Annotated in this window: 16 protein-coding genes; 13 read left to right on the top strand and 3 right to left on the bottom strand. The window is 42.3% G+C overall.

Annotated features, from left to right (window positions below; all coding sequences use genetic code 11):
- Window positions 1-220 precede the first annotated feature (220 nt).
- Window positions 221-4,480 (top strand): S-layer homology domain-containing protein, encoded by a 4,260-nt coding sequence (locus QPK24_RS11825; RefSeq protein WP_285748943.1) that lies wholly within the window; start codon window positions 221-223, stop codon window positions 4,478-4,480.
- Window positions 4,481-4,642: 162 nt separating this feature from the next.
- On the opposite strand, the gene QPK24_RS11830 is transcribed toward QPK24_RS11825, so the two are convergent.
- Window positions 4,643-5,659 (bottom strand): zinc-binding alcohol dehydrogenase family protein, encoded by a 1,017-nt coding sequence (locus QPK24_RS11830; RefSeq protein ID WP_285749279.1) that lies wholly within the window; start codon window positions 5,657-5,659, stop codon window positions 4,643-4,645.
- A gap of 196 nt (window positions 5,660-5,855) precedes the next feature.
- Here QPK24_RS11830 and QPK24_RS11835 point away from each other — a divergent pair, with 196 nt between their 5' ends.
- The 4 genes from QPK24_RS11835 (at window position 5,856) to QPK24_RS11850 (ending at window position 11,590) form a co-directional block, all read left to right on the top strand.
- Complete coding sequence (locus QPK24_RS11835; RefSeq protein WP_285748945.1) at window positions 5,856-6,332, top strand: VOC family protein; 477 nt, start codon at window positions 5,856-5,858, stop codon at window positions 6,330-6,332.
- Between the two features lie 305 nt (window positions 6,333-6,637).
- Window positions 6,638-8,482, top strand: a complete 1,845-nt coding sequence (locus QPK24_RS11840) for an assimilatory sulfite reductase (NADPH) flavoprotein subunit (RefSeq protein WP_285748947.1) — start codon at window positions 6,638-6,640, stop codon at window positions 8,480-8,482.
- Between the two features lie 37 nt (window positions 8,483-8,519).
- Window positions 8,520-10,244, top strand: a complete 1,725-nt coding sequence (cysI, locus tag QPK24_RS11845) for an assimilatory sulfite reductase (NADPH) hemoprotein subunit (RefSeq protein ID WP_285748948.1) — start codon at window positions 8,520-8,522, stop codon at window positions 10,242-10,244.
- Between the two features lie 218 nt (window positions 10,245-10,462).
- A complete protein-coding gene (locus tag QPK24_RS11850) occupies window positions 10,463-11,590 on the top strand; it encodes a DNA alkylation repair protein (RefSeq protein WP_285748949.1) in 1,128 nt (375 codons plus the stop codon).
- A gap of 109 nt (window positions 11,591-11,699) precedes the next feature.
- Here the strand turns inward: QPK24_RS11850 and QPK24_RS11855 are convergent, their stop codons facing one another.
- Window positions 11,700-12,449 (bottom strand): YqcI/YcgG family protein, encoded by a 750-nt coding sequence (locus tag QPK24_RS11855; RefSeq protein WP_285748950.1) that lies wholly within the window; start codon window positions 12,447-12,449, stop codon window positions 11,700-11,702.
- Window positions 12,450-12,543: 94 nt separating this feature from the next.
- Between QPK24_RS11855 and QPK24_RS11860 the strand changes: the two genes are divergently transcribed.
- From QPK24_RS11860 to QPK24_RS11870, 3 genes are all read left to right on the top strand, one after another.
- On the top strand, window positions 12,544-13,089 hold the full coding sequence (locus QPK24_RS11860; RefSeq protein WP_285748951.1) for a hypothetical protein: 546 nt from the start codon (window positions 12,544-12,546) through the stop codon (window positions 13,087-13,089).
- A gap of 220 nt (window positions 13,090-13,309) precedes the next feature.
- On the top strand, window positions 13,310-15,037 hold the full coding sequence (gene poxB / locus QPK24_RS11865; protein WP_285748952.1) for a ubiquinone-dependent pyruvate dehydrogenase: 1,728 nt from the start codon (window positions 13,310-13,312) through the stop codon (window positions 15,035-15,037).
- A gap of 206 nt (window positions 15,038-15,243) precedes the next feature.
- Entirely contained in the window at window positions 15,244-16,707 is a 1,464-nt protein-coding gene (locus QPK24_RS11870; protein ID WP_285748953.1) for an aryl-sulfate sulfotransferase, read from the top strand.
- A 309-nt stretch (window positions 16,708-17,016) separates the two neighbouring features.
- On the opposite strand, the gene QPK24_RS11875 is transcribed toward QPK24_RS11870, so the two are convergent.
- Window positions 17,017-19,020 carry an S-layer homology domain-containing protein gene (locus QPK24_RS11875; protein ID WP_285748954.1) on the bottom strand — a complete coding sequence of 668 codons (2,004 nt, stop codon included), beginning with the start codon at window positions 19,018-19,020 and terminating at the stop codon, window positions 17,017-17,019.
- Between the two features lie 297 nt (window positions 19,021-19,317).
- On the opposite strand from QPK24_RS11875, the gene QPK24_RS11880 reads away from it, so the two are divergent.
- The 5 genes from QPK24_RS11880 (at window position 19,318) to QPK24_RS11900 (ending at window position 24,623) form a co-directional block, all read left to right on the top strand.
- Window positions 19,318-20,196 (top strand): AraC family transcriptional regulator, encoded by an 879-nt coding sequence (locus tag QPK24_RS11880; RefSeq protein WP_285748956.1) that lies wholly within the window; start codon window positions 19,318-19,320, stop codon window positions 20,194-20,196.
- A gap of 86 nt (window positions 20,197-20,282) precedes the next feature.
- Entirely contained in the window at window positions 20,283-21,560 is a 1,278-nt protein-coding gene (locus QPK24_RS11885) for an ABC transporter substrate-binding protein (RefSeq protein ID WP_285748958.1), read from the top strand.
- Between the two features lie 46 nt (window positions 21,561-21,606).
- Complete coding sequence (locus QPK24_RS11890) at window positions 21,607-22,497, top strand: carbohydrate ABC transporter permease (protein ID WP_285748960.1); 891 nt, start codon at window positions 21,607-21,609, stop codon at window positions 22,495-22,497.
- Between the two features lie 16 nt (window positions 22,498-22,513).
- Window positions 22,514-23,392 carry a carbohydrate ABC transporter permease gene (locus QPK24_RS11895; protein WP_285748962.1) on the top strand — a complete coding sequence of 293 codons (879 nt, stop codon included), beginning with the start codon at window positions 22,514-22,516 and terminating at the stop codon, window positions 23,390-23,392.
- An 838-nt stretch (window positions 23,393-24,230) separates the two neighbouring features.
- Window positions 24,231-24,623, top strand: a complete 393-nt coding sequence (locus QPK24_RS11900; RefSeq protein ID WP_285748964.1) for a hypothetical protein — start codon at window positions 24,231-24,233, stop codon at window positions 24,621-24,623.
- Window positions 24,624-24,929: the final 306 nt, after the last annotated feature.

Below are 24,929 nucleotides of genomic sequence, written 5' to 3' on the forward strand. Positions count from 1 at the left end.
TTTCATTTTGGAGAGAAGCTGAAATATAGATACATAACAGAATAATCGATACTGTCACAGTAAAAGTAGAAAGAAATGAGGTGATCGCCTTCTTTCAGAAACGTTAGTTTATTCTTAAACTCGGGCATATAAGGGCATTGATTATCGCTTTGTGCAAACGTTTCCACAAAAGAAATATGCTTTTTAATCACTGAATGAATCCAATGAAGGAGGTATTTTTATGAAATATACTGTCAGGCGAGCGGCCGTTTTATTTTTAGTTTGTATGCTTATGATTACAGGATCTGGCTGGCACGCACTCACTGCTTTTGCCTCTGTCTCAGATAGTGGGATTCCTAAGCAGCATTTACGCATCCACTACGAAGGAGACGGCGAGGGACTCGGTGTATGGACGTGGGAGGATGTGGCTGCTCCGTCTCAAAACTGGGCAACAGATGCAATTCCTTTTTCCACTGAACAGCAGGATACATACGGAGCCTACGTCGATATACAGCTAAAAGATGATGCTCAAAAAGTAGGATTCTTAATCGTAAACCGGGAGACTGGCCAAAAAGATGGAGGAGACAAAATGGTCAATTTAGACAACTTGTCTGTGCATGAAGTTTGGGTGAAGAAAGGATCTGACAAAGTATATCCAAGTGAACCGGAGTTTACTACGGAATTGTTATCGGCAAAAGTAACTTCTGAAAATGAGATCCAGCTCCGCTTTTCGGATACAAAAGGTCTGACAGATGAACAACTCTTAAGCGAAATCATCGCAATAGACCGTAATGGTGAACGGGTCCAAGTGAACAAGGCAGAAATCGCGAGTGACAGAATGGTTAGTCTCACAGTAGAAGTGACAATGAACAAATTGCCCATAACCATCACTTATGCAGGGATCACAGTCACGTCTATAACCGACTATAAAATGATTGACGCGGCATATTCCTATGATGGAAACGATCTTGGCGCCAGCTATACTCCAGAAAAAGTGACGTTTAAAATTTGGTCTCCCACCGCTTCCAGCGTAACCTTGAATGTCTATGACAAGGATGATTCAACGATTCAGATTGGAAGCAAGCCGCTTATGCTGGGTGAAAAAGGCGTATGGGAAGCAGAGGTTCTGCCGTCCGAGATGGCTGTAGCGGACCTAAGAGGTTACTTTTATCAGTACGATGTAGTGAATAACGGTGTAAGCCGAAAAGTATTAGATCCTTACGCGAAATCAATGGCTGTATTTCAAGTCGATACGAATGGGAATGCAGGACCTGATGGAGATACCGTCGGCAAAGCAGCCATAGTCAGTCTAGAGGGTACGGACCCCCAAGGATACGATTATGCAGCGATAGATGGATATAAGAAGAGGGAAGATGCAATCATCTATGAACTGCATGTGAGAGATTTTACATCCGACCCTTCTATTGAAGGTGACTTAGGGAATGCAAGGTGGGGGTCATACGCAGCAGTGAAACAAAAACTTAGCTACATTAAATCGCTAGGAGTAACTCACATACAGCTTCTTCCGATTATGGCTTGGTATTATGGCGATGAGACGAAAATGGGCGAACGGGAACTAACGTATTCGGCTTCCGGTAATGAGTACAACTGGGGTTATGATCCGCATCATTACTTTTCTCCTGATGGCGCCTATTCCGAAGATCCAGCTGATCCAGAGCTGCGGATTCGTGAAACAAAAGAAATGATTGATGCAATCCATGATGCCGGTATGGGGGTAGTTCTTGATGTTGTATATACCCATATGGCAAAAGCAGACCTGCTAAATGATATTGTTCCTAATTATTACGCATGGCAGGACGAAACAGGGAGTTTTGTTGGGGGATTTGGTAACAATCTCGCTACGAATCATGCAATGGCTGAGAAACTAATGATCGATTCCGTAAAATACTGGTTTGATGAATATAAAATTGATGGCATGCGCTTTGATATGATGGGCGATGCCACATACAGCTCTATTCAAAAAGCGTACGATGCAGCTGCAGCACTTCATCCAAATGCTTTATTTATCGGAGAAGGCTGGAGAACTTTTAGCGGTGCCCTAGCAGAACCTTCCCTTGCGGGACAGGGTGCAGATCAAGACTGGATGGATCAGACGGATAATGTGGGTGTCTTCTCTGATGAGATCCGCAATGAACTCAAATCTGGATTTGGTTCGGAAGGAGAACCGCGGTTTCTTACAGGAGGGGCTCGTAATATAGACCTTATTCTGAACAATATCAAAGGACAGCCAAGCAACACACCCGCAGATGCCCCAGGCGATATGGTTCAGTATATTGAAGCTCACGACAATCTTCCTTTATATGATGTCATTGCACAGTCGATTAAGAAGGACCCTTCCATTCCGGAAAATGATCTAGAAATTCACCAGCGTATTCGGCTCGGTAATCTCATGATTCTTACATCACAAGGAACGGCGTTCCTTCATGCTGGTCAAGAATATGGACGAACAAAACAGTGGCTTGGAGAGGGAGTTCCGGAGCAAAAGTATACTGCCTTTGAAGACGAGGAAGGTAACGTGTTTGGTTATTTCATTCATGATTCCTACGATTCTTCAGATGCCATTAATAAATTTGATTGGTCAAAGGCGATGGACCGCAATCGATATCCCGTAAATAACACAACAAGAGCGTATACAGAGGGACTTATTCAGCTGCGTAAATCAACGAACGCATTTCGTTTGGGAGATAAAGAATTGGTTGACCGTCAAATCAGCTTAATAGCTGCCCCAGAGATAGAAGAGAACGATTTAATCATTGCCTACAAAAATCAATCAACAGACCAAACAGGTGATTACTATGTCTTCATAAACGCTGACCGTTCAGAAAGAACATTAACGCTTCCTGTTGATTTAACAAAAGGAACGGTGATCGTGGACCAAGACGAAGCAGGGATATCGCAGGTCCAGAACCCTTCAGGATTTGTTTTAAAGAAAGATTCCATTACACTAGAGCCGCTTACCGCGGTCATTATTAGAATGAATTTATCTGCTGAAAACCCTGTGGTACCAGGACCTTCAGAACCATCTATACCATCAGAACCATCTATACCATCAGAACCATCTATACCATCAGAACCATCTATACCATCAGAACCGTCTGTACCGTCAAAACCAAGACCTACAATTCCTGCAACTCCTTCCGAATCAGGGCAAGCAGAGAAGTGGGAGCAAGAGTTAACTGCATTGCTTACAAGCATTCCTGCAGATCCGAAGACAGCTGCCAAAGAAATAATGAGTATTGTAACACCGCTGCTCACCGTGGATAAATTCAGTACCACCGTAGACCAGACTGGATCTACAATCATTGCGCCTGACTCCACTGCACTCAATCAAGCCTATAAACGTCTTCAACGCGCATGGAACCAGATTTCATTACTAAATAAAACACAGCATAAAGATCTTCTGCTTAAATTACAGCAAGAGCTTCAGGTTGTAATCGATACCACATCAGTTCAAGGAGAAAAGACAGCCGTCGAGCTGCCGACTTCTTTTGTACAACAAGTCCATCAATTATCATCAGGTGTTCAGGTTATATCAAATTCAGGAAGTGTGACAATCCCTGCAGGGGCGATCGAGGCGAATTATTTTATTCCTAATGGTTCTTTTGTGATCACTTTATCCAAAGCTTCAGATATCTCAGCTACGCATGATGCTTCTATGAAAGCAGTGGGAGATGGACTGACGTTCTTATTGTTGGTCATCCAGAATGGTAATGGCGATGCAACGCGTGAGATTACTCATTTCGTAAAACCCGTATTGCTAGAAGGATTGTACCGGTCAGAACAAGTGACAAACTTGAATAAGACAGGATGGTATATGAAATCTAGTGATCAAAAGCGTAAGTACGTAAGTGATGTAAATGAGACACAGGTCAGCTTACTAGAAACAAAAGAAACGGGAACCTACTTCTTGCTTGAATCAACACTTACATTTAATGATATCCATCAAAGTTACGCAAAAGATGATATTGAGTATCTTCGTGCAAGACAGATTGTAAATGGAACAACAAACAGTACATTTGCGCCTAAGATGAAGGTCACAAGGGGGCAGCTTGCGGTCATTCTTGGCCGGATGTTAGGTCTATCGGAGGAGACAGCTGCAAAAGGTAAATTTACAGATGTTGAACCTCAGAAGTTCTACAGCGGTTATATAAATGCCCTGTCTTCAGCTGGAATTGTAAATGGAGATTCGAATCATACGTTCCGCCCAGAACAAAACATCACACGCGAAGAAATGATAACTGCGCTGATGAATGCATATGAATACAAAACAGGTCAGAAATTATCCGGTATTCCGGGATATGAAGAAGCTGAATTCCGTGATGTTTCCGAAATAAGTGCTTATGCAAAAACTGCCGTGAAAGCAGCTAAAGCGCTTGGGATCATTGAAGGGAATGGGGGACAATTTCAGCCAAAAGAAATAGCTACTAGGGAACAACTCGCGAAAATAGCAGTACAGTTCCTGAAATTTACGAAGGAGTAACAATAGAATAGTAAAATAAAATAAGATAGAACGGAAAGAACAAACAAAAAGAACAAACAAAAAGAACAAACAAAAGGATAACTAGCTGTTATTCCTATGAGATTTATCTTATTTTGGATGTAAAAGGGGACAGCGAACACGCTGTCCCTTTTCTCTATTTTGTTAGAAATGTTCGAGTACCAATTTTCCAATCATATTCCCTTGTTCGACGATGGAATGAGCTTTTCTGAGATTCGCTGCATGAATGGGTTCGAGCGTCTTCGTTAATGTCGTATGGATCTTCTTCTGATCCGCAAGATGACTTAGTTTGTTGAGGATTTCATGCTGTCTAATCATATCTTCAGTCTCATACATGGCCCGAGTAAACATATACTCCCATACAAATCCTGCGCTCTTGCTTTTCAGCGGAGAGAGATCGAGGGGATGATCCGATTCAACGATGGTTCCTATTGTCCCTTGGGGTGCAATCAGTTCACACATTGCTTCATAATGCTCTCCCGTACTGTTTAGACAGAAGATGTAGTCCACGTAGGTATAACCTAGTTCTCTAACTTGAGAGACTAAATCTTCTCTATGATTTACCACATGATCTGCGCCTTGTTTCTTAACCCAATTGATAGATTCTGGGCGCGAAGCCGTTGCAATGACGGTAAGCCCCGTATATTTAGCAAGCTGCGTTGCGATCGACCCAACACCGCCGGCTCCACTAATAATGAGAATTGTTTTATTCTGATTCTCATCCGCATTTTCAGAAATACCGATTCTATCAAACATTCCTTCCCAAGCCGTTATACCTGTTAAAGGCAGGGCAGCAGCTTCTGCAAAGGATAATGCAGCAGGCTTATGGCCTACAATTCGCTCATCAACAAGATGGTATTCACTATTTCCCCCCTGACGAGTGATTGTTCCTGCATAGAATACCTCATCTCCTGGTTTAAATAAGGTACAGGATTCACCTATTTCTTCCACAATCCCAGCGACATCATAACCAAGTATTTTGGGCTGTTCTTCTTTTTTATCTTTCGGTGCTCGGACCTTTGTATCTACGGGATTTACAGAGATCGCCTTTACCTTTACTAGCAAATCTCGGCCGGAGGGAGCTCTTTTTTCTATGGTTATGTCCACGAGACTCTCTGGATCTTCAATAGGTAAATAATGATACAAACCTACCGCTTTCATTAGCTGATTTGACATGATAAATCCTCTCCTTTTTGCATATATTCTTCATTCTCTCATTATATACTTCCTATATTACTAACCATGTTCTCGCAGAGCTATGCAGTGATGATTTTCACGGAGGCAATCTATTAAGATCGTATGTTTATGATTAATGATTCTTATAAATAGGGTAACAAGAGGAAGGAGGGATGCATAGATGATCGCCATTACACATATTGGATTATCCGTTCCGGATTTAGATCAAGCGATACGTTGGTATGAAGAAGTGCTCGGTTTTGAAAAAATAGCAGGTCCCTACTCTTTCGATCAAAAAAGCGAGAATGAGTATAACATGACGAACGATCTTCAAGGACAAGAAGTACGAAAAATGCGAAATGCTCATTTAACTTGCGGGAATCAGGTGGGCCTTGAGTTGTTTGAATTCGTAGAACCAAGAAGAACACAGATGCCAAAGGGAAAATATGATGGGTTCTTTCATCTTTGTCTGCTGGTAGACGATATGGAAGCGGTGGCTAACCGGATTGAGGCGGCAGGCGGTAAAAAGACAAGTGAGCTGTGGAATACGAGGAAAGGTAAACCTTATTACCTGCAGTACTGCGAAGATCCATTCGGAAATATTCTAGAATTATATAACAAAAGTACGGAACTAATGTATGGAAATAAAGAAAACTAACTTACTATCTAAGAGAACGATCTATGAGAACGATCTAAAAGAATATGAGAACGATCTAAAAGACTATGAGAACGATCTATGAGATATAAAGAGAACTTCCACTCGGGTCATGGACCTGATTTAGTGGGAGTTTTTTTATTTTGGATACGAATAGGGGTTCCTAATAAGGTTTATCAGCTTAACTAATAAGTGCTATAAGATGATTCTAATTGACCAGGTATTAACAGCTGTGGTAGTTTCAGTATAGATAAATAATTCTGATGAACTTACTGAGAATTAAATTCAATCATCCGAGGTGGATCTTATTGGAACTTCAGGCGAATAACAGCCCATTTACTCAGGAACAGACCGAACTACTCAATCGTTTATTACCTACTCTATCACAAACACAACTCATTTGGCTAAGTGGATATTTTACTGCCAAACAATCTGCTGGAACTCAAGTTGTTTCTAGTGATGCACCAAGCAGTTCAGTTTCTCCAGTCATTGAGACTTCAGCTCCTGCAGCTGCAGTTAGTAAGGACATTACCGTATTATTTGGTTCTCAAACAGGTAACAGCAGCGGCCTGGCTAAAAAAATGACGAAAAAACTGGAGGAGCAAGGATTCCAAGTGAATCTGAGCTCGATGAGTGATTTTAAGACAAACCAACTTAAAAAACTTCAAAACCTCCTCATTGTAGTCAGTACTCATGGAGAAGGGGAACCGCCGGATAGTGCGATTGCATTCCATGAGTTTTTGAATAGTAAACGTGCACCGAAGCTTGAACAGTTGAAATATTCCGTTCTTGCGCTCGGGGATACATCTTATGAGTTCTTCTGCCAAACAGGTAAAGACTTTGATACACGCCTTGAAGAACTTGGGGCTAGTCGTCTGACACCGCGTATCGATTGTGATGTTGATTTTGAAGAGCCTGCTGCGGATTGGATGAGTCAGGTGCTAGAATCTCTTGGTGAGAAATCGGCCGCTAATCTAGTAAGTGTCAGCAGTGTAGGCGCAGCAGCATCAGTGTCCGCAGAATCTGAGTATAGCCGTTCCAATCCATTCCATGCGGAAGTACTTGAGAATCTGAATCTGAACGGACGGGGTTCAGACCGGGAAACAAGGCATTTGGAATTATCTCTGGAAGGTTCGGGGCTTACTTATCAGGCAGGCGACAGTCTCGGTATTTATCCGCAGAATCACCCGCAGCTCGTTGAAGATATTATCTCAGCTTCGGGATGGAACGCAGAAGAACTGGTGCCTTTATCCAAAAATAAAGGCGAAGTTTCATTAAGAGAAGCTCTTCGATCTCATTATGAAATTACGGTTCTTACCAAACCGCTGCTTGAGCAGATTGTGAAGATTACAGCCAATGCTGAACTTAGAAAACTGCTTGAACCAGGCAATGAACAACAGCTCCGCAGTTATATTTCGGAACACGATTTACTTGATCTTATACAGGATTATAAACTCGAAGGCGTATCTGCTAAAGACTTGGTGTCTGTGCTTCGTAAAGTTCCAGCTAGACTGTACTCAATAGCAAGCAGTCCAAGTGCTTATCCAGATGAAGTGCATTTGACGGTGCGTACGGTTCGCTATGAACACAAAGGACGTAATCGGTACGGCGTATGCTCCACACAGCTGGCAGAACGGATTCAGCCAGGAGAGACATTACCTGTTTTTATCCAGCAAAATGATGGCTTTAAGCTTCCTGATAACCCTGATGCGCCGATCATCATGATTGGACCTGGTACGGGGGTTGCGCCGTTTAGAGCATTTCTCGGTGAAAGAGAAGAAAGCGGCAGCGAGGGCAAGAACTGGCTCTTTTATGGAGATCAGCATTTTGCAACCGACTTTCTCTATCAAGTGGAATGGCAGCGCTGGCTTGCAGACGGAATCCTTACCAATATGGATGTTGCCTTCTCCCGTGACACGGATCAGAAAGTATATGTTCAGCACCGGATGCAGGAAAGAAGCCGGGAAATTTATGAGTGGCTGCAAGAAGGTGCATACATCTATGTGTGCGGGGATGAGAAAAAGATGGCACACGACGTTCATTCCACACTTGCTGCTATCCTGGTACAAGAAGGCGGCATGACGATGGAACAAGCAACCGATTATCTGATAGAGCTTCAACAGCAAAAACGATACCAGCGTGATGTCTATTAAGCCGACGGCTTTTATAGATACGAGAGGAGATTCCAGCATGGCTATAAATGAACTTTATCCACCTCAGAATGCGCCTCACAGTGATGTAGAGGATATTAAACGCCGCAGTGATTTTTTAAGAGGAAGTCTTGTCCAGACTTTACAAGATCCAATCACCGGATCCATTCCAGAAGATGATAACCGGTTAATGAAGCACCACGGAAGTTATATGCAGGATGATCGTGACTTGCGTAATGAGCGTGCTAAACAAAAGCTTGAACCGGCATATCAGTTCATGCTTCGTGTTCGCGCCTCAGGCGGAGTAGTCACGCCGGAACAGTGGCTGATGATGGACCGTATCTCCCATAAGTATGGTAATGACACGATCCGATTAACCACTCGTCAGTCTTTCCAGCTGCATGGTGTACTAAAGTGGAATCTAAAGAATACCATTCGTGAAGTAAACGATGCACTGCTCAGTACCTTGGCAGCGTGCGGGGATGTAAACCGGAATGTAATGTGTAATCCGAACCCTTATCAATCTGAAGTACATGAAGAAGTATATGAGTGGGCTCGCAAAGTAAGTGAGCATCTTGATCCCAAAACGCGTGCTTACCACGAAATCTGGCTCGATGAAGAGAAAATTATCGACAGCCGTGACAACGAATGGGAACAAGAACCGATTTATGGAGCTGTATACTTACCGCGGAAGTTTAAGATCGGCATAGCGGTACCTCCATCCAATGATGTCGATGTATTTTCACAAGATTTAGGTCTGATTGCTATCGTAGAAGATGGAAAACTGAAAGGATTTAATGTCTCTGTCGGCGGCGGGATGGGAATGTCCCACGGGGATACGAAGACGTATCCGCAAGTTGGGAAGGTCATTGGTTTCTGCACGCCGGAACAAATGGTTGATATTGCTGAGAAGATTGTAACCATTCAGCGGGACTACGGAGATCGTGCGGTCCGGAAACATGCTCGTTTTAAATATACGATTGATGACCGCGGTATCGACTGGCTGAAGAATGAATTAACTGCACGACTGGGTTATTCGCTGGAAGAAGCAAGACCTTATGAATTTGATCATAACGGCGACCGTTACGGCTGGATTCAAGGGAGCAATGGAAAGTGGCACTTTACGCTGTTTATCCAGAATGGCCGTATCGTAGATCTTGAGGATTATCCGCTTATGACAGGACTTCGAGAAATTGCCAAGATCCACAAAGGTGATTTCCGCTTAACGGCGAATCAAAACCTGATTATTGGGAATGTAGGGAACAAGAGTAAGAAGAAGATTGAAAAATTGATTCAGGAATACAAGCTCACAGATGGACTTCATTATTCTGCTCTTCGCAGAAGCTCAATGGCTTGTGTTGCGCTTCCTACCTGCGGACTCGCTATGGCGGAATCGGAGCGTTATTTACCTTCCTTAATGGATAAAATCGAGCCTATGCTTGAGCGCAACGGCCTTCGCGATAAAGAAATTGTGATTCGGATGACCGGCTGCCCGAATGGATGTGCTCGTCCGATGCTCGCAGAACTTTCGTTTATTGGAAAGGGTCCTGGCAAATACAATATGTATTTAGGCGGAGCCCATAACGGATCCCGTCTAAACAAGCTTTATAAGGAAAACATCGGAGAAACCGAGATTTTGGAATCTCTTGAGCCGATCATTGCAAGATATGCTGTTGAACGTTATGATGGGGAGCATTTTGGTGATTTTGTGATCCGTGCGGAATACGTAGATGCGGTATATGATGGTCAGCAATTTCATGCATAATTTACAGCACTGATTCAGATGAAGAGCAGTTCGCCGGTTTAATCCGGGGGGCTGTTTTTTTATGCGGAAGCCTGTCAGTTCAATAAAAAGCATTCTTCACGTATAATAGGGTAGCATATGTTATTGTGGATTCAGGAACGTCATCCATATCCTTTATGTTCTTGCATCGCAGTGGACCATTTGCCTATTTTACATCATTCATCTAAGGACGTGTTACCGTGGCAGATCCGCTTAAAAATGTATATGATGAAGCTTTTTTACTTCAGTTAGGTCGAAAGATATCAGCTGCCTATCCTCCTTTTCAAATAGATTCTTTCCTTCAACAAGTGATGGATGAGAGCTATGAGGCAAAAGCTTTAAAAGAACGAATCCGTACAATTACGATTGCAATGGGGACCTTTTTACCTGAACGTTATGAGGATGCGATCCAAATCTTATGTACCGTGAGCGAATCTTGCTCCGGTTTCCCCTACCTCATCATGCCGGACTTTGTGGAGGTCTTTGGTCAAGAGGAACAGCACTGGGACCTATCCATGCAGGCGTTAGAGAAATTTACTCAGCAGTCCTCTGCGGAGTTTGCAGTAAGGCCATTTATTATCCGCCATCCGGAGAAGATGATGGAACAAATGATGAAATGGTCTTTACATCCTGTTGACCATGTAAGACGTTTAGCTAGTGAAGGATGCAGACCCAGACTGCCTTGGGGACAGGCGCTTACCTTGTTCAAACAAGATCCTGCTCCGATTCTCCCGATTCTAGAACAATTAAAAGCCGATCCTTCTCTATATGTACGTAAGAGTGTTGCGAATAACTTAAATGATATAGCCAAAGATCACCCGAATATCGTCATAGAAACGGCGCGTAAATGGATGGGGCAACATCCCTATACGGACTGGATTGTAAGACACGGCTGCAGAACACTAATCCGTAAAGCAGAACCAGAAGTGATGGCTCTTTTCGGATATGCTGAATCAGTGGAAGGGATAGAATTAGTAACGGAGGCAGAGATTACGGCGAGTCCAGCGGCCTTACATATCGGAGAGAACGGGAATCTTAGTTATAACCTAAGGGTAAGGGAGGGTGATCCTGCGCGGCTGCGTATCGAGTATGGTATCGATTTTGTGAAGTCTAGCGGACAAGTTTCACGTAAGAAGTTTCTATTGTCTGATAAAACGGTTGCTGGAGGAACACGTATCAGCGGATCTAGAAAACATCGCTGGGCTGATCTAACAACCCGCAAGCATTATGCAGGGGTTCACCGAATCGTACTTCTCATTAATGGGAAGGAAGCAGCTTCTACGGAGGTTAATTTGAAGCCTCCTATCTCCAAAGATGAACTCATTTGAAATAATAACCTGCGACTGAGACTGCTCAACCTCATTGAGCAGTCTTTTTTACGTCAATTACATCAACTTGGGGTAGGTTCCGTTTGTTGAATTAGCTCTGCAGGATATGCTAGCTTTGTTTTTTTAGATGAAGATGAGCAAAAGGACACTTGGACTCTGCCGTCGAAGTATTATCATCGTTTAGAAAATACTGCTTCCATTCATAGTTATCCTGACTTCCGTAAGATTGGAGATCGGGGTGAATACCCACCTCATCATAAGCTTCGATTCGTTCTCTTATTTTTGTTTTGATCTGGGCAGCGGTTTGAAGATTGGAATTAAACTCGGTAAGTACCCAGCGCGGCGTTATCGCATATATAAAATACGGGAAATAGCGGCTTTGTCTGTGATCGTGTGCGGGGGTTGCGCAGTACATAAAATACTGTTCGCCCGCATAACAATATTCCCATACATGATGGTTCGGATCGTTTGGGATATGAGAGGGCCATTCTTCATGATCCCTGCTGCTAACTTTACTTAGGACGTCCCAGAACAATTGACGATAATCAGAGACTTGGTAGTTCTTTTGTATGTCTGGTGGAGTATCAAAAAAAGCGATTAATGAAGTGTACTTACCAAATGATTGAGACTGCTTTCCATACATACTCAGCAGTTCAGCAAGCTCATCCGCTGCCTGATCGGACCTTGGATCACTAAGAAAACCATATCTAAAGTGATTCAGTTTAAATCCTATCGTAGCAGGTATACAAGGAAACTTATGTGTCTTATCTGTCATTTTCGATTCAAAAAGTTGAAAGGCATCTTGCTGCCATTTCCCTAGTGACAATGTGTTTAGTTTTTCCTTCTCAAACAAGAGCATGTATGACTTCCTCCTTTGTTGCTAACGTATTAAGGAAGATCATTATGTGTGTATGTCCTATCTATTTCGTTCTAACCATGGAAGGGATGAATATATGATCTTAACCTTCATTATTGCTTGTGAAATTGGATTTTGGATATTTGTACTGGGCGGTCTCTGCTGCAGGTATGTATTACAGAAGAAAAGACTCGGGAATATACTTCTCTTCGGCACTCCGGTCATTGATCTTGCACTGCTTGTTGCTACGGTCATTAGTCTTCAAAATGGAGCGCAAGCAACGACTGCTCATGCACTAGCTGCTGTATATATTGGAGTGTCGATTGGGCTCGGACACCGCATGATTAAATGGATGGATCAGAGGTTTATGTATTGGTTTGCCAAAGGACCAAAACCACAGAAAAAGTATGGAAAAGAACATGCGAGAGATGAAATCCGTGGCTTTGCCGCCCATTTGGTGTCATGGATGATCGGCTGCTTGCTGCTATACGGTATGATGATCTGGATAAATAATGAGGTGAATACGGAACCTTTCCGAGAAACGGTTAAGATCTGGTCTACTATCCTTATTATCGATCTATTAATCAGTGCAAGTTATACGCTGTGGCCCCGCCTTGAAAAGGAGAGTAAAACAAATAATTAGCTGAAAATGGGATGACAATGTAGGAGGATGCCAAGAGGCATTCTTTTTTTATTATATTGTGTTTTGATCTAAACATTATGAATGTATTTACATATAAAAATGAGGGCCTTTTATGAAAAAGCGTTACTGTTCTGATCTGGAAGGGTAAAGAGTATCAGATGCAAGATCGGGCTCAGATTCCTGTTTGCCTCAAGAATATACTAGAAAAGGATGAGGATACATGAAAAAGACAATTGCTGATGCAGTAGTAGATTCTCTTATCAATGCAGGAGTGAAACGAATTTATGGAATCGTTGGCGATTCTTTGAATGCGGTACTCGACTCCGTTCGAAGATCGGGAAAAATTGAGTGGATCCATGTACGGCATGAAGAAGTAGCTGCTTTTGCGGCAGGGGCGGATGCGGAACTAGAAGGAAGTATTGCTGTATGTGCGGGGAGCAGCGGACCTGGGAATCTCCATCTTATTAATGGACTCTATGATTGTTATCGCAATCGTGTTCCCGTACTGGCTTTGGCTGCCCATATACCAAGTGATGAGATCGGCAGCGGGTATTTTCAGGAGACTCATCCAGAGCAAATATTCCAGGAGTGCAGTGAATTCTGCGAAGTCATTATGACAAAGAAACAAATGCCTCGAACGATTTCGATGGCGATTCAGACGGCGGTTGCGAATTCTACAGTATCTGTGGTTATTCTGCCGGGAGATATCGCGGCTCTTGAAGCAGGCGAAGATGAGGTACCCGATCAAATTTTGTATTCTACGAAACCGGTCATCCATCCTTCTGAAGAGGAACTTATGGCTCTAGCCGGCTATTTAAATGCAGGTAAAAAGGTAACTCTACTTTGCGGTGCAGGAGCGAAAGATGCTCGTGAAGAGCTCATGGAGCTTTGTAGTATTTTGAAATCCCCGATGGTAACAGCTTTACGCGGTAAGGAGTATCTAGAAGACAATAATCCATATTTTGTCGGTCTGACCGGACTCCTTGGATACTCTTCTGGTTACAAAGCAGTTATGGACTGCGATGTCCTATTCATGCTTGGCACAGACTTCCCTTATCGTCAGTTTTATCCCGAAAATGCAGCCATACTCCAAGTAGATATCGAGGCATCTCATTTAGGAAGACGCACCCCGCTTACGTACGGATTATGCGGAACGGTAAAAGATACGCTGCAAAAACTTAAGCCTTATCTCACGATAAAAGAAGATACAAAGCATCTTGAGAAGTCTGTAGAACATTATGTGAAAGATCGGAAAGAGCTCGACGGATATGCTGAGTTTAAACCGGGACATACGCCGATCCATCCTCAGTATGTAACTCGACTAATCAATGAAATGGCTTCTGATGATGCCATATTCACTTGTGATGTCGGAACACCTACCGTTTGGGCTGCTCGTTATTTAGAGCTGCACGGTGAGCGTCGTCTATTAGGTTCATTTATTCATGGAACGATGGCAAATGCCTTGCCGCAAGCGATCGGTGCACAGGTAGCCGCTCCGGGCCGCCAAGTGATTTCACTCTCAGGGGATGGCGGGCTTTCGATGCTGCTTGGGGATTTACTCACGCTAAAACAGCATCAGCTTCCTATCAAAGTGATTGTGTATAACAATGATGCGCTTGGTTTTGTGGAACTCGAGATGAAAGCAGCGGGATATTTAGAGACGGGGACAAATCTATCTAATCCAAACTTTGCAGCTGTAGCAAATGGTCTTGGAATTGAAGGGATCAGGGTCGATAAACCAGAAGATCTTCCCGCGGCTTTAGAACGAGCGTTTATGCATAACGGTCCTGTTATTGTAGATGTGGCAGTGAATCGCCAAGAACTGTCTATGCCGCCGAAGATTAGTTTTGAGCAAGCGCAAGGTTTCACCATATGGGCTGCTAAAGCATTACTGAATGGTGAAGGTAACAAAATCATTGATCTTGCGAAAAGTAACCTATTAAGATAATTGGGAAGATAACATGGTGGACATTTCCAAAAACATACTTGACTACTGGGAATAATTGGTTTAATCTATTCTCAATAGCGAAGCCGATTGGACAACCAAAGGCTCTACGTTTCTCTTTTCTTATGATTAGAGAAGCCTAGAGCCTTTTTTTGTATATCTGCAAAGCTTAAATATGCTGATACATAGGACCGAGAGGAGATAGATACATGGGACACCCCACAATTTATCCGACAGGAACCACCGTTTATTTACCTAATAAAGCATGGAGTGGTTACACGATCTTCCAAGCTGCAGATACGGGTGCTTTGCTCATTGATATGAATGGGAGAGAAGTGCGCTTATGGAAAGGGCTTAGGGGTTTCCCGAATAAACTGTTCCCGGGAGGTTATGTTCTGGGAAGTACGGCAGAGCGAGATCCAAAGTATGGATTTCAGGATGAAGCCAATTTGGTACAAGTGGATTGGGACGGTAATGTAGTATGGAAATTCGACCATTATGAGTGGATTGAAGATCCTAGACACAGCGGGGAATGGATGGCTCGTCAGCATCATGATTATCAGCGTGAAGGAAGTTCTGTAGGATACTATGCTCCTAATCAGGAGCCGAAGATTGACTCGGGTAACACCCTCATTTTGGCCCATAAAAATGTGAACCGCCCTGAAATATCGGATATCGAACTGCTGGATGATACCATTATTGAAGTTGATTATGAAGGTAATATCGTGTGGGAATGGTCTGTTAGTGATCATTTCGATGAACTTGGATTTGATGAGGAAGCAAAACAAGCGATTTATAAAGATCCCAACACTCGGGGATTTGGTGAACATGCGGGGGACTGGATGCATATTAACTCCGTCTCGGTTCTTGGACCTAACAAACATTATGATGCGGGTGACCAGCGTTTTCATCCAGATAACATCATATGGGATGCTAGAGAGTCGAATATTATTGCCATTATTGATAAAACATCTGGAAAAATCGTCTGGCAGCTCGGTCCAAACTATGATACAGCAGAAACGAAGCATATTGGCTGGATTATCGGTCAACATCATGCTCATCTTGTACCCAAAGGTCTTCCTGGAGAAGGAAATATCCTTATCTTTGATAATGGGGGCTGGGGTGGTTATGGCCGGCCTGGCAAAGTATCCGCTGATGGGCTAAAAGTAGCTCGCCGTGATTACTCACGCGTCCTTGAGATTAATCGTGTTACTCTTGAGATCGAATGGCAATACACGCCTACAGAAGCAGGATTTGTTGCTCCGCTGGATTCGTACCGATTCTATAGTCCTTATATCAGCTCTGCACAGCGTTTGCCAAATGGAAATACGCTGATTACAGAGGGAGCAGATGGGCGAATATTTGAGGTAACAAGAGATCATGAACTGGTATGGGAATATATTTCTCCTTATAAAAATAAACGCAATGCTAACATGGTATACCGTGCTTACCGAGTCCCTTATGAATGGGTACCACAGCTTGAAATTCCAGTTCAGACGGAGATCGCCCCGATCAGTGTTGCAGATTTCCGCTTGCCTGGTGCTGCGCCAAGAGGGGCTGCCGTTACCGTTGTCATTGAAGGAGCTATTTCTTATGATGAAGGAGCCTTTTGTGTAGCTACAACAGATGAGACGCTGCAAAAAGATACAGATATAGCGGAGGGAACAAATTAGGCGAAGCGTTGTAAACGCAAGTGCTCCTTAATGATCAGTCAGTAAGATAGAATTGATGATTCGAAGCAAACCAAGGTAATAAGGTATAGACAAAGAAGACATAAGCTTACACGTGAGCTTATGTCTTTGTTACGCGCAGGAGCAGGTGAAAGTCTGTATAAAGGGCACGTAAAGCCTGTTCGGCTGAGAGATTCATAATAAAAGATCTGCAGAAATAAAATAAAGCCTCTTTCTCGAAACATACTTGAGAAAGAGGCTTTATTTTAAATTTTGCCTAGTAATAAAAGATTACTCATTATCACAATAACGTTAATTCATTACCTTTAACAGCTTCGCAATAAACACGGCAGCTTCTGCGCGGGTGGTTAATTGCTTAGGAGCAAAGCGATTTTGTCCCACACCGCTTATAAGTCCTGCTTTAACACCTGCTGCAACATACGGAACTGCCCATGCGGGAACAGAATCTTTATCTGTGAAGGAGAGGGAGGCATTGTTATTTACCGTCAGCCCTGCTGCACGAACCATCCATGTCGTTATTTCTGAACGATTCAGTTGTTTACTTGCTCTAAATGTACCGTCTGTATACCCGTCTACAATCCCTGCTTCTACAGCTTGAGAGATATAGGGGGATGCCCAAGAAGGTATTTGCTTCGCATCCGTAAAGGAAAGTGAACTTGTTGTTTCCTTCATTTGTAGAGCGCGGCCTAGCATCGTAATAAATTCAGCACGATTGATGTGCGCATTTGGTTTAAACGTCTCATCTTGATAGCCTTTTATATATCCTACAGTGACACCAGACTGAATGGCACTCTCTGCCCAGTGACCAGAAATGTCTTTTAAAGAAACGACTGGCTTGGTGCTTGCGGCCGAGTCATTCTTGATGATTCCGAATTGATCTACAATGAAAGGCTTCGCTTCATTTTTATTTTGGTCGATTTCATAGGTGACTGCAGTAAGCTTATCTCCATCAACCTTTATACCGACAAAATTCTGTACTTGGCTGCGTTTTGGTCTGTCATTTTTATCTGGATCGGGTCCGTATATCGCCGCATGATGTTCTTCAGCCTTTTCAAACAGACGATAGTAGCTGTCTCCGAGTTCTTCGCTTTTATTTTTATAATAGACCTTCGGTCCCGCTGTCGCTGGAATCATGTAGATGCTGCCGTCTGGATTCACACTGTATTCAATCGTTTCGCCATTTAAGGTTTCTGTTATTTTCTCAGGAGAGGTTGCTTTTCCTTCCGAAGTGATCGGTTTCGTACGTGCATAGATATGATCATGCCCTTGCATAACAAAATCAATATCAAGCTCTGCCATGAGCGGAGCGATTTGGTTACGTACGCCATTAGCGCCCATAATATCCTCATCCGTTGCATGGTTAGAGGTAGTATAAGGGCCTTTATGGATATTCACAATAATCCACCTCGCTCCCGCTTTCTTCGCAGCAGCTGCGTCCTTCTTTAACCATTCCACTTGTTCTTTAGAAAAATTAGCATATTCGGCCGAATCTTCATTTGAGTTCAGCACGATAAAATGCGCATTACTGTAATCAAAAGAGTAATATGCTCCTGTTTCTGTAGCAGAGCCGTCAGGTTCGTTAATATGGAAGTGTTCATAAAAAGCATAGTTCTCGTCTTCATGATTCCCCGCAGAAGGAACAATCGTTGTCTGCAGCAAGCTATCTTGAGAATGACCTAAGAGCCAGTCCCACTGTTCTTCTTTTGTTCCTTTGTCTACTATATCACCGTTGTGAACGACAAACTGAGCGTCAGTAACGGTTTGAAGTGCTTTTTCAAGAGTCTCCGCTGATAAAATGGCTTCTTCTTCTGTTTTGGCTTGCGTATCCGCGATATCAATAAAAGTAAATGCACCGCTTTGAGGAGCGGTTTGGAAAATACCCGTTTTACTCCATATTCCTTGTTTCTTGTCACCTACCCGGTAGTAATACTTCGTATTTGCTTCAAGTTTTGAAGCCTCCGCTTTATGTACAAGCTCTTCTTGTGAGTTGGTGGATTCCGTAGAGGTGCCTGTAAAAGTGAGAGCTTTGTCAAAATCAGGCTCTGCCCCTGTTTTCTTGATCACCTGAACGGTACTGTCCGTAAGTTGTTTAGAAGTATACCAGGTAAACCCCTTTGAACTTGTTGTATCTCCATAAAAGGTGGTTGTTACTTTGCTGATGTGCTCATTTTGTAATGAACCTGCTTGTTCCAAAGATTCTGCGCTAGCCGGCAAGGCTGAAGGAATAGTGACCAAGCTAAGTACCAGAATAAACGATAACATAAATGCCGTTCCCTTTTTAAACATGTTAAACATGAAGTACACTCCTCTGTATGATGTATATGTCAAATCCGACATGACAAGCATAACAACCGTTTGTTAATTCTAAGGCTTGAGTTATAGCGTATTATGTTAAGTATCATCTAAAACATTAAACGAATGTAAAAATGCATATATGGGGGTGTGATCCCTTTATCTTGTCCAATTCAAAGAATCTATGGAATGATTCGTTTATTTTTTATGACGGATGTTAGAGGGAGAAGGATAACTTTTGCATAATATAATGATGTGATGACTATCATAACAAGCGAAAACAGGAGAGGGTGGATCAGAATGGGAGAACCTACTTTTCTTGAGACAGGTCATATGACGGAAGGATTTCCTATACGCGTGATTCATACGAGCAGGCAGTTTAATTTTGCTTCTCACTGGCATGAAGAAGTTGAAATGGTCGTCGTGAGGGGGAAACATGCGAAGATTAGAGTATATAACCGTCTTTATGAACTTGAGCAGGGGGATATCCTGATGATTAAACCGGGGGATGTACACTGTTTCTTGCCGGGTACAGATCAGCTTACCATTCTTTTATTTCGTCTAGAACTGATCACGGGAAGTTTTGCCGTCACAGAAGATACAAAGGAAATGGTCGAACTTTTTCATGAGACTACTTTCATACCTTCAACCCTCTGTTGTGAAAATAATCTGAGCTCCTATGTAGATACCTTATCCGATGAAAGCAACAAACAGCTGCCGGGATACCGCTTGTCCATGATTGCCAGGCTTTATGATCTTATTGTTCATTTAGTGCGCATAAAAACACTGGCTATTCAACCTTTTCACCCAGGGCGAGTGTGTTCACCTGCAAAGAAGTTTGAATTCATCGAATCGATCTGTGAGTACCTAGAAGAGCATTATGCAGAAAATATTAAGCTTGACCAGGTGGCGGAACATATCAAATTCAGTAAGTTTTATGTATGTACCTTGTTTAAAGAGCTTAAGGGAGTCACTTTAATGGAGTATTTGAATCATTTTCGCATTATCAAATCAGAATGGGCCTTACTTTTCAGTGAAGACTCTATTCTCGATATCTCCATAAGGCATGGATTTAACAATATCAACTCCTACAATCGGCTGTTTAAAAAATATAACCACTGCACTCCCACCGAATTTCGAAAAAAGCATCGTACAAAGATCACAACATATGAAGGATAATTCGCAATATCTGAAGAGAAAGACCTTCGTAAAATCACTATACTCTAATAAATTGTAAGCGTTTACTTTAAGGAAGGAGGGGGCAAATGAAGAAGAGGCTTAATCGAAAATATATCTCGGTTATTGCTATTCTCACTGCGGCAATGATGTTATCTGGATGCAGGGCCACAGGAGTGACCCATTCTAAACAAGAGGAGATTACCATTTGGAGCTTTACCGATGAAGCGGGTTATGCGATTGAGAAATTTGAAGAAAAGTATCCAGACATTAAAGTGAACTTCGTTAATATCCCCGGGACTTTCTATATTACGAAATTGAAATCGGCACTGCAGACCGCATCCAAAGCACCCGATGTCTTTATGATCGAGAATGCAAATATAAGAGAATTGATTGATGTGCCTTATTTAGAAAATTTATCCTCAGCACCATATGACGCAAATGAGCTTATTAAGGAGCAATACCCTTTTGTTCAGTCTAATGAAAAGGATAGCGAAGGAAACGTCAGGGCGATTGGTTATCAAGGTACACCAGGGGGGATCTATTACCGCAGAGATTTGGCCAAACAATATTTAGGGACAGATGACCCTGAAAAAGTCAGCCAGATGATCAGCACCTGGGAGGACATTTTTAAGATCGGAGAGCGGGTGCAGCAGGAAAGCGGCAATAAGGTGCATGCGCTGGCAAACTGGAATGCGATATCGAATTCATATGATGGTATTCCCTGGGTGAAGGATGGGAAATTCGTCATCGATGATACCTATATGAAGGTTCTGGATCTTGTGCGTGAAGCTCGTCAGCGCCGTGTGCTGGGGGAGTATGACGATGGAAGTGCCGGCTACGCTGCATCGATGCAAAAAGGTCAGGTTATGTTCTATCCAGGAGCCACCTGGGCACTGCAGTATACATTTAAGGCGAATGCACCGGATACAAAGGGACTATGGGGTCTCGCGCAGGGTCCATCTGCTTTTAGTTCAGGCGGTACGTACATTGCGATGTATAGCAAAAGTGATAAAAAGGATCTTGCCTGGAAGTTTATTGAGTTCTATAACTTTGATCGTGATTTTTTATCTGAACTCGCAAAAGAACAAGATTATTTTACTAGTAATATGGTTGTAAATGATGAACTGGCAAAAACGGTTACTTCTGATTATTTAGGAGGACAGAAACATTTTGAATTCTTCTCAGAGGCAGCGAAACAGGTGCCTGTGTATGAACGAACCAAATACGATAGGACCATTAACGCGGATATTTTTAAAATTGTACTTCCGTTGTATCTGAATAACGACATTCAGACCAAAGAAGAAGCAGTGAAGAGAATAAAAAGGGATGTGAAGTTACGATTTCCGGAACTTGAAGTTGATTAGATTTGAGATAAGGGCTAACCATTTCGGATGACGGGGGGTACCATTTATGTTTGCTAAGTCGATCCGCAAAGACCACTATGGTTACTATTTCATTGCACCATTCTTTCTTATTTTCCTCATGTTTGGCCTCTATCCTATTCTCTACTCTCTATATCTTAGTTTTACGAATTGGGACGGAATCACTTCCCCCGAGTTTGTCGGACTGGGTAACTATATAGCTGTTCTACAAGATCCGCTGTTTTATAAAACACTCTTTAACACGCTCTTTATCTGGGGAGTCTCCGTTGTTCCGCAGCTTACCGTTTCTCTTGTGCTTGCCTTTATTCTGAACGACAAGCTACTCAAAGGGCGAGACATCTTCCGAGCCGTTTATTTCTTCCCGAACATTGTTACAGCTGCATCGCTGGGTCTGCTAGTAAGTCTAATCTTTGATTGGCAGTCTGGGGGGCTGAATCACTTTCTAGTTCAAGTGGGACTCATCGATGATCCAATCAATTGGAAGGATGACCCTTGGTTTATGCGCCTTATCGTTTCTTCCATTCTATTCTTTCAATATTTTGGGTACTCGATGGTCATCTATCTTGCCGGACTGCAAGGGATCGATCCTTCGCTGCAAGAAGCTGCGCAAATTGATGGGGCTGAGAAAAAACATATATTCTTTCATATCATCGTGCCGATGCTTCGTCCGATCATTCTTTTTCAGATTATTACGTCCATCATTGGAGGTATCCAAATTTTTGACCAGCCGTTTACACTCACGAATGGCTCAGGCGGCCCGGATCGTGCAGCGATGACAAGTATCATGTATCTCTATAACGTCGCATTCCAAAGCACTCGTTTTGGTTACGGAGCAGCCGTAGCCTTTTGTTTATTCGTCATCATCATTCTGTTATCAGCCGTATCCTTTATGATGACCAAGCGGAAGAGCAGTTCATAGGGAGGAGGGAAATCATATGCAATCGGCAAAAATGGCAGATCAGCCTATCGCTGTCCAGAAGCAAACCAACATGAAGAGTATGACTATAGGGAAAATACTTGTGTATTTCATTTTAGTGAGCCTCGCGATCATCTGTATCATCCCTTTTTATTTAATGCTCATCTATTCCACTCATAACAATGCAACAATCGCATCAACCTTTACTTTCCTTCCTGGACAGTTTCTTGTCGATAATTATCTAAACATGGCTTCTAAAATAAATATTTGGAAAGGATTCGCTAACAGCTTTTTCATTGCGGGAACTTCTACTGTACTTTCCTTATATATAGGGGCGCTTACCGCATATGGTTTTGCAAAGTATAAGTTTAAAGGACGTACCGGACTGTTCTTATTCCTGCTTGCTACGATGATGGTTCCAGGGCAGCTTGCTCTCATCGGAATGTATCGCTTGTTTAGTACACTTGGGCTTCTAGACAGCTATTTAGCCATTATCTTACCTGCAGCGGCGAATGCGTTTAATGTATTTTTTATCAAACAATTTATTGAAGGCAGTATACCCGATGAAATTATTGAATCTGCTCGTGTAGACAGCGCAGGGGAGTTTCGGACATTTAATCAGATTGTGTTACCGATTCTTGGGCCTGCTATTGCGGCACTAGGGATCTTCACGTTTATTGGATCATGGAATAACTTTCTCACACCGCTCGTTCTTCTTTTCTCCCTAGATAAATACCCGCTCCCTGTACTTGTTGCACTCGTGCAAGGATATTATGGAATGGACTATGGATTACTATATTTAGGTGTGGCCATCTCGATTGTACCTATTATCATTGTATTCTCTATCTTCTCAAAGCAAATTATAGGCAGCGTAGCGCTTGGGGCTGTGAAAGGATAGTTTAAGACATGAAGTTTAGGATATGAGATTAAAGACATGAGGATAAAGTTAAAAAATAAGCATAATAAAGTTTTAAAAAAAACATAGCAAAGCTACTCTGTCTAACTCCCAGGTGGCTTTGCTTTTTTGTGATGTGCAAGAGTACTCGCATTTGGGTGATATGTTAAGGGAATAGCACGAAACGAGTTTGCCGATGCAAACATACGTTCTGCACTCATTATAATCAAACTATAATCAAACCTTTTGAATCTAAATAGACGTTATCAGTGGGCGTTTAATAGCGTGGCGATACAAGAACGCTGCTGACAACAGCACCATGAAGAGTGCTTCATATCTATAATGCGTAATCGTAAGGGAGAAGGACGCTATAATTACCTTATATAACCTTTAAAAGGGGATTAAAGTTAAATTCAGACAAGAAAAGAGCTGAAAATGATCAAAAGTGCGGTTTTTACGAGTACCGAACATATGTTCTAAAGTGAGATTAGTATCAAAAACTATAGATAAAAGAGCTTAAAAACAGAAGATTTCTTATTTTTACATATCCAAAAGAGTGCGTATGAATAGAAGAATTAGACCACCAGAGAAGAAAAAGTGCTGTTTTATAGGACATAGAACATATGTTCTTAACCAGAAGATTTCAGCTTATATATACCTAAGGACAAAACATAGAAGCATGGGTAAATTTCAATGTAGTGGGAATGTAGATCGATGCAAAAAATCTCTAACCAAGTTTAAAGAAGTTTATCTTGACATGCATAGAACTCATCGTATACATTTGTATACAATAACATAACGTATACAAATGTATACGATAAGAAAAGGGAGGAAACTGCTCATGCGTGAAAGACAAGGACATGAAGGTAGACAGGGACGTAGAGATCATGAACATCGAGGTCAGCGAGGCCAGAAGGCATTTGATAAAGAGGGAAATAGAGATTTTAATGGGTCTCACCATAAAAAGGTCCAAACATTTCGGCGCGGAAGAGCGATTGCTTTTTTAGAGAAACTCCAAGTAAATCGTTCGACTTTACAGCGTCAGTTAGAAGATCCGCAATTGGAATCGATTAAACAAGTAATCAGCGGAGAACTGAAGGCAATTGAAATGGTGATGGATGATTTTATCCATATGTTTCAGCTTGATGTGACGGAAGGCAGTGTAGTTGATGCATCTGAAGAAGTTACCAAACCAGCAGAAGATGTCAATGAAGAAGGAACAAATCGGATATAATACAAAAGCATTATTAAAATTTTGGTTTACAGGAACCTTGGTTTACGGAACCTAGAAAAGTGAGTTAGAACTGCAGAACGTATTCGAAGGACCATTAATCATGTTCTATAAATTGTCTAGAGCGGGCAGTAGTTAATATGGAGTGCCGGGATTGTCTATATGACTTTTCGGTACTTTTTATTTTAGTAGGGTGATAATAGAGATCAATGTAATAAATAAGTGAACTTAATATATATTATGTTAACTATTTATAGGATTTATTTAGATTACCTCTACACATACCGTTGAATAATTTATTTTTAACCT

This window comes from Paenibacillus polygoni (genome assembly GCF_030263935.1).
Lineage (GTDB): Bacteria > Bacillota > Bacilli > Paenibacillales > Paenibacillaceae > Paenibacillus > Paenibacillus polygoni.

Excerpts from the sequence above, each read along its gene's own strand:
- QPK24_RS11825 (WP_285748943.1), top strand. The coding sequence starts at position 221 with ATGAAATATACTGTCAGGCGAGCGGCCGTTTTATTTTTAGTTTGTATG.
- QPK24_RS11835 (WP_285748945.1), top strand. The coding sequence starts at position 5,856 with ATGATCGCCATTACACATATTGGATTATCCGTTCCGGATTTAGATCAA.
- QPK24_RS11830 (WP_285749279.1), bottom strand. The coding sequence starts at position 5,659 with ATGAAAGCGGTAGGTTTGTATCATTATTTACCTATTGAAGATCCAGAG.
- QPK24_RS11860 (WP_285748951.1), top strand. The coding sequence starts at position 12,544 with ATGATCTTAACCTTCATTATTGCTTGTGAAATTGGATTTTGGATATTT.
- poxB (WP_285748952.1), top strand. The coding sequence starts at position 13,310 with ATGAAAAAGACAATTGCTGATGCAGTAGTAGATTCTCTTATCAATGCA.
- cysI (WP_285748948.1), top strand. The coding sequence starts at position 8,520 with ATGGCTATAAATGAACTTTATCCACCTCAGAATGCGCCTCACAGTGAT.
- QPK24_RS11855 (WP_285748950.1), bottom strand. The coding sequence starts at position 12,449 with ATGCTCTTGTTTGAGAAGGAAAAACTAAACACATTGTCACTAGGGAAA.
- QPK24_RS11890 (WP_285748960.1), top strand. The coding sequence starts at position 21,607 with ATGTTTGCTAAGTCGATCCGCAAAGACCACTATGGTTACTATTTCATT.
- QPK24_RS11885 (WP_285748958.1), top strand. The coding sequence starts at position 20,283 with ATGAAGAAGAGGCTTAATCGAAAATATATCTCGGTTATTGCTATTCTC.
- QPK24_RS11895 (WP_285748962.1), top strand. The coding sequence starts at position 22,514 with ATGCAATCGGCAAAAATGGCAGATCAGCCTATCGCTGTCCAGAAGCAA.
- QPK24_RS11900 (WP_285748964.1), top strand. The coding sequence starts at position 24,231 with ATGCGTGAAAGACAAGGACATGAAGGTAGACAGGGACGTAGAGATCAT.
- QPK24_RS11880 (WP_285748956.1), top strand. The coding sequence starts at position 19,318 with ATGGGAGAACCTACTTTTCTTGAGACAGGTCATATGACGGAAGGATTT.
- QPK24_RS11875 (WP_285748954.1), bottom strand. The coding sequence starts at position 19,020 with ATGTTTAACATGTTTAAAAAGGGAACGGCATTTATGTTATCGTTTATT.
- QPK24_RS11870 (WP_285748953.1), top strand. The coding sequence starts at position 15,244 with ATGGGACACCCCACAATTTATCCGACAGGAACCACCGTTTATTTACCT.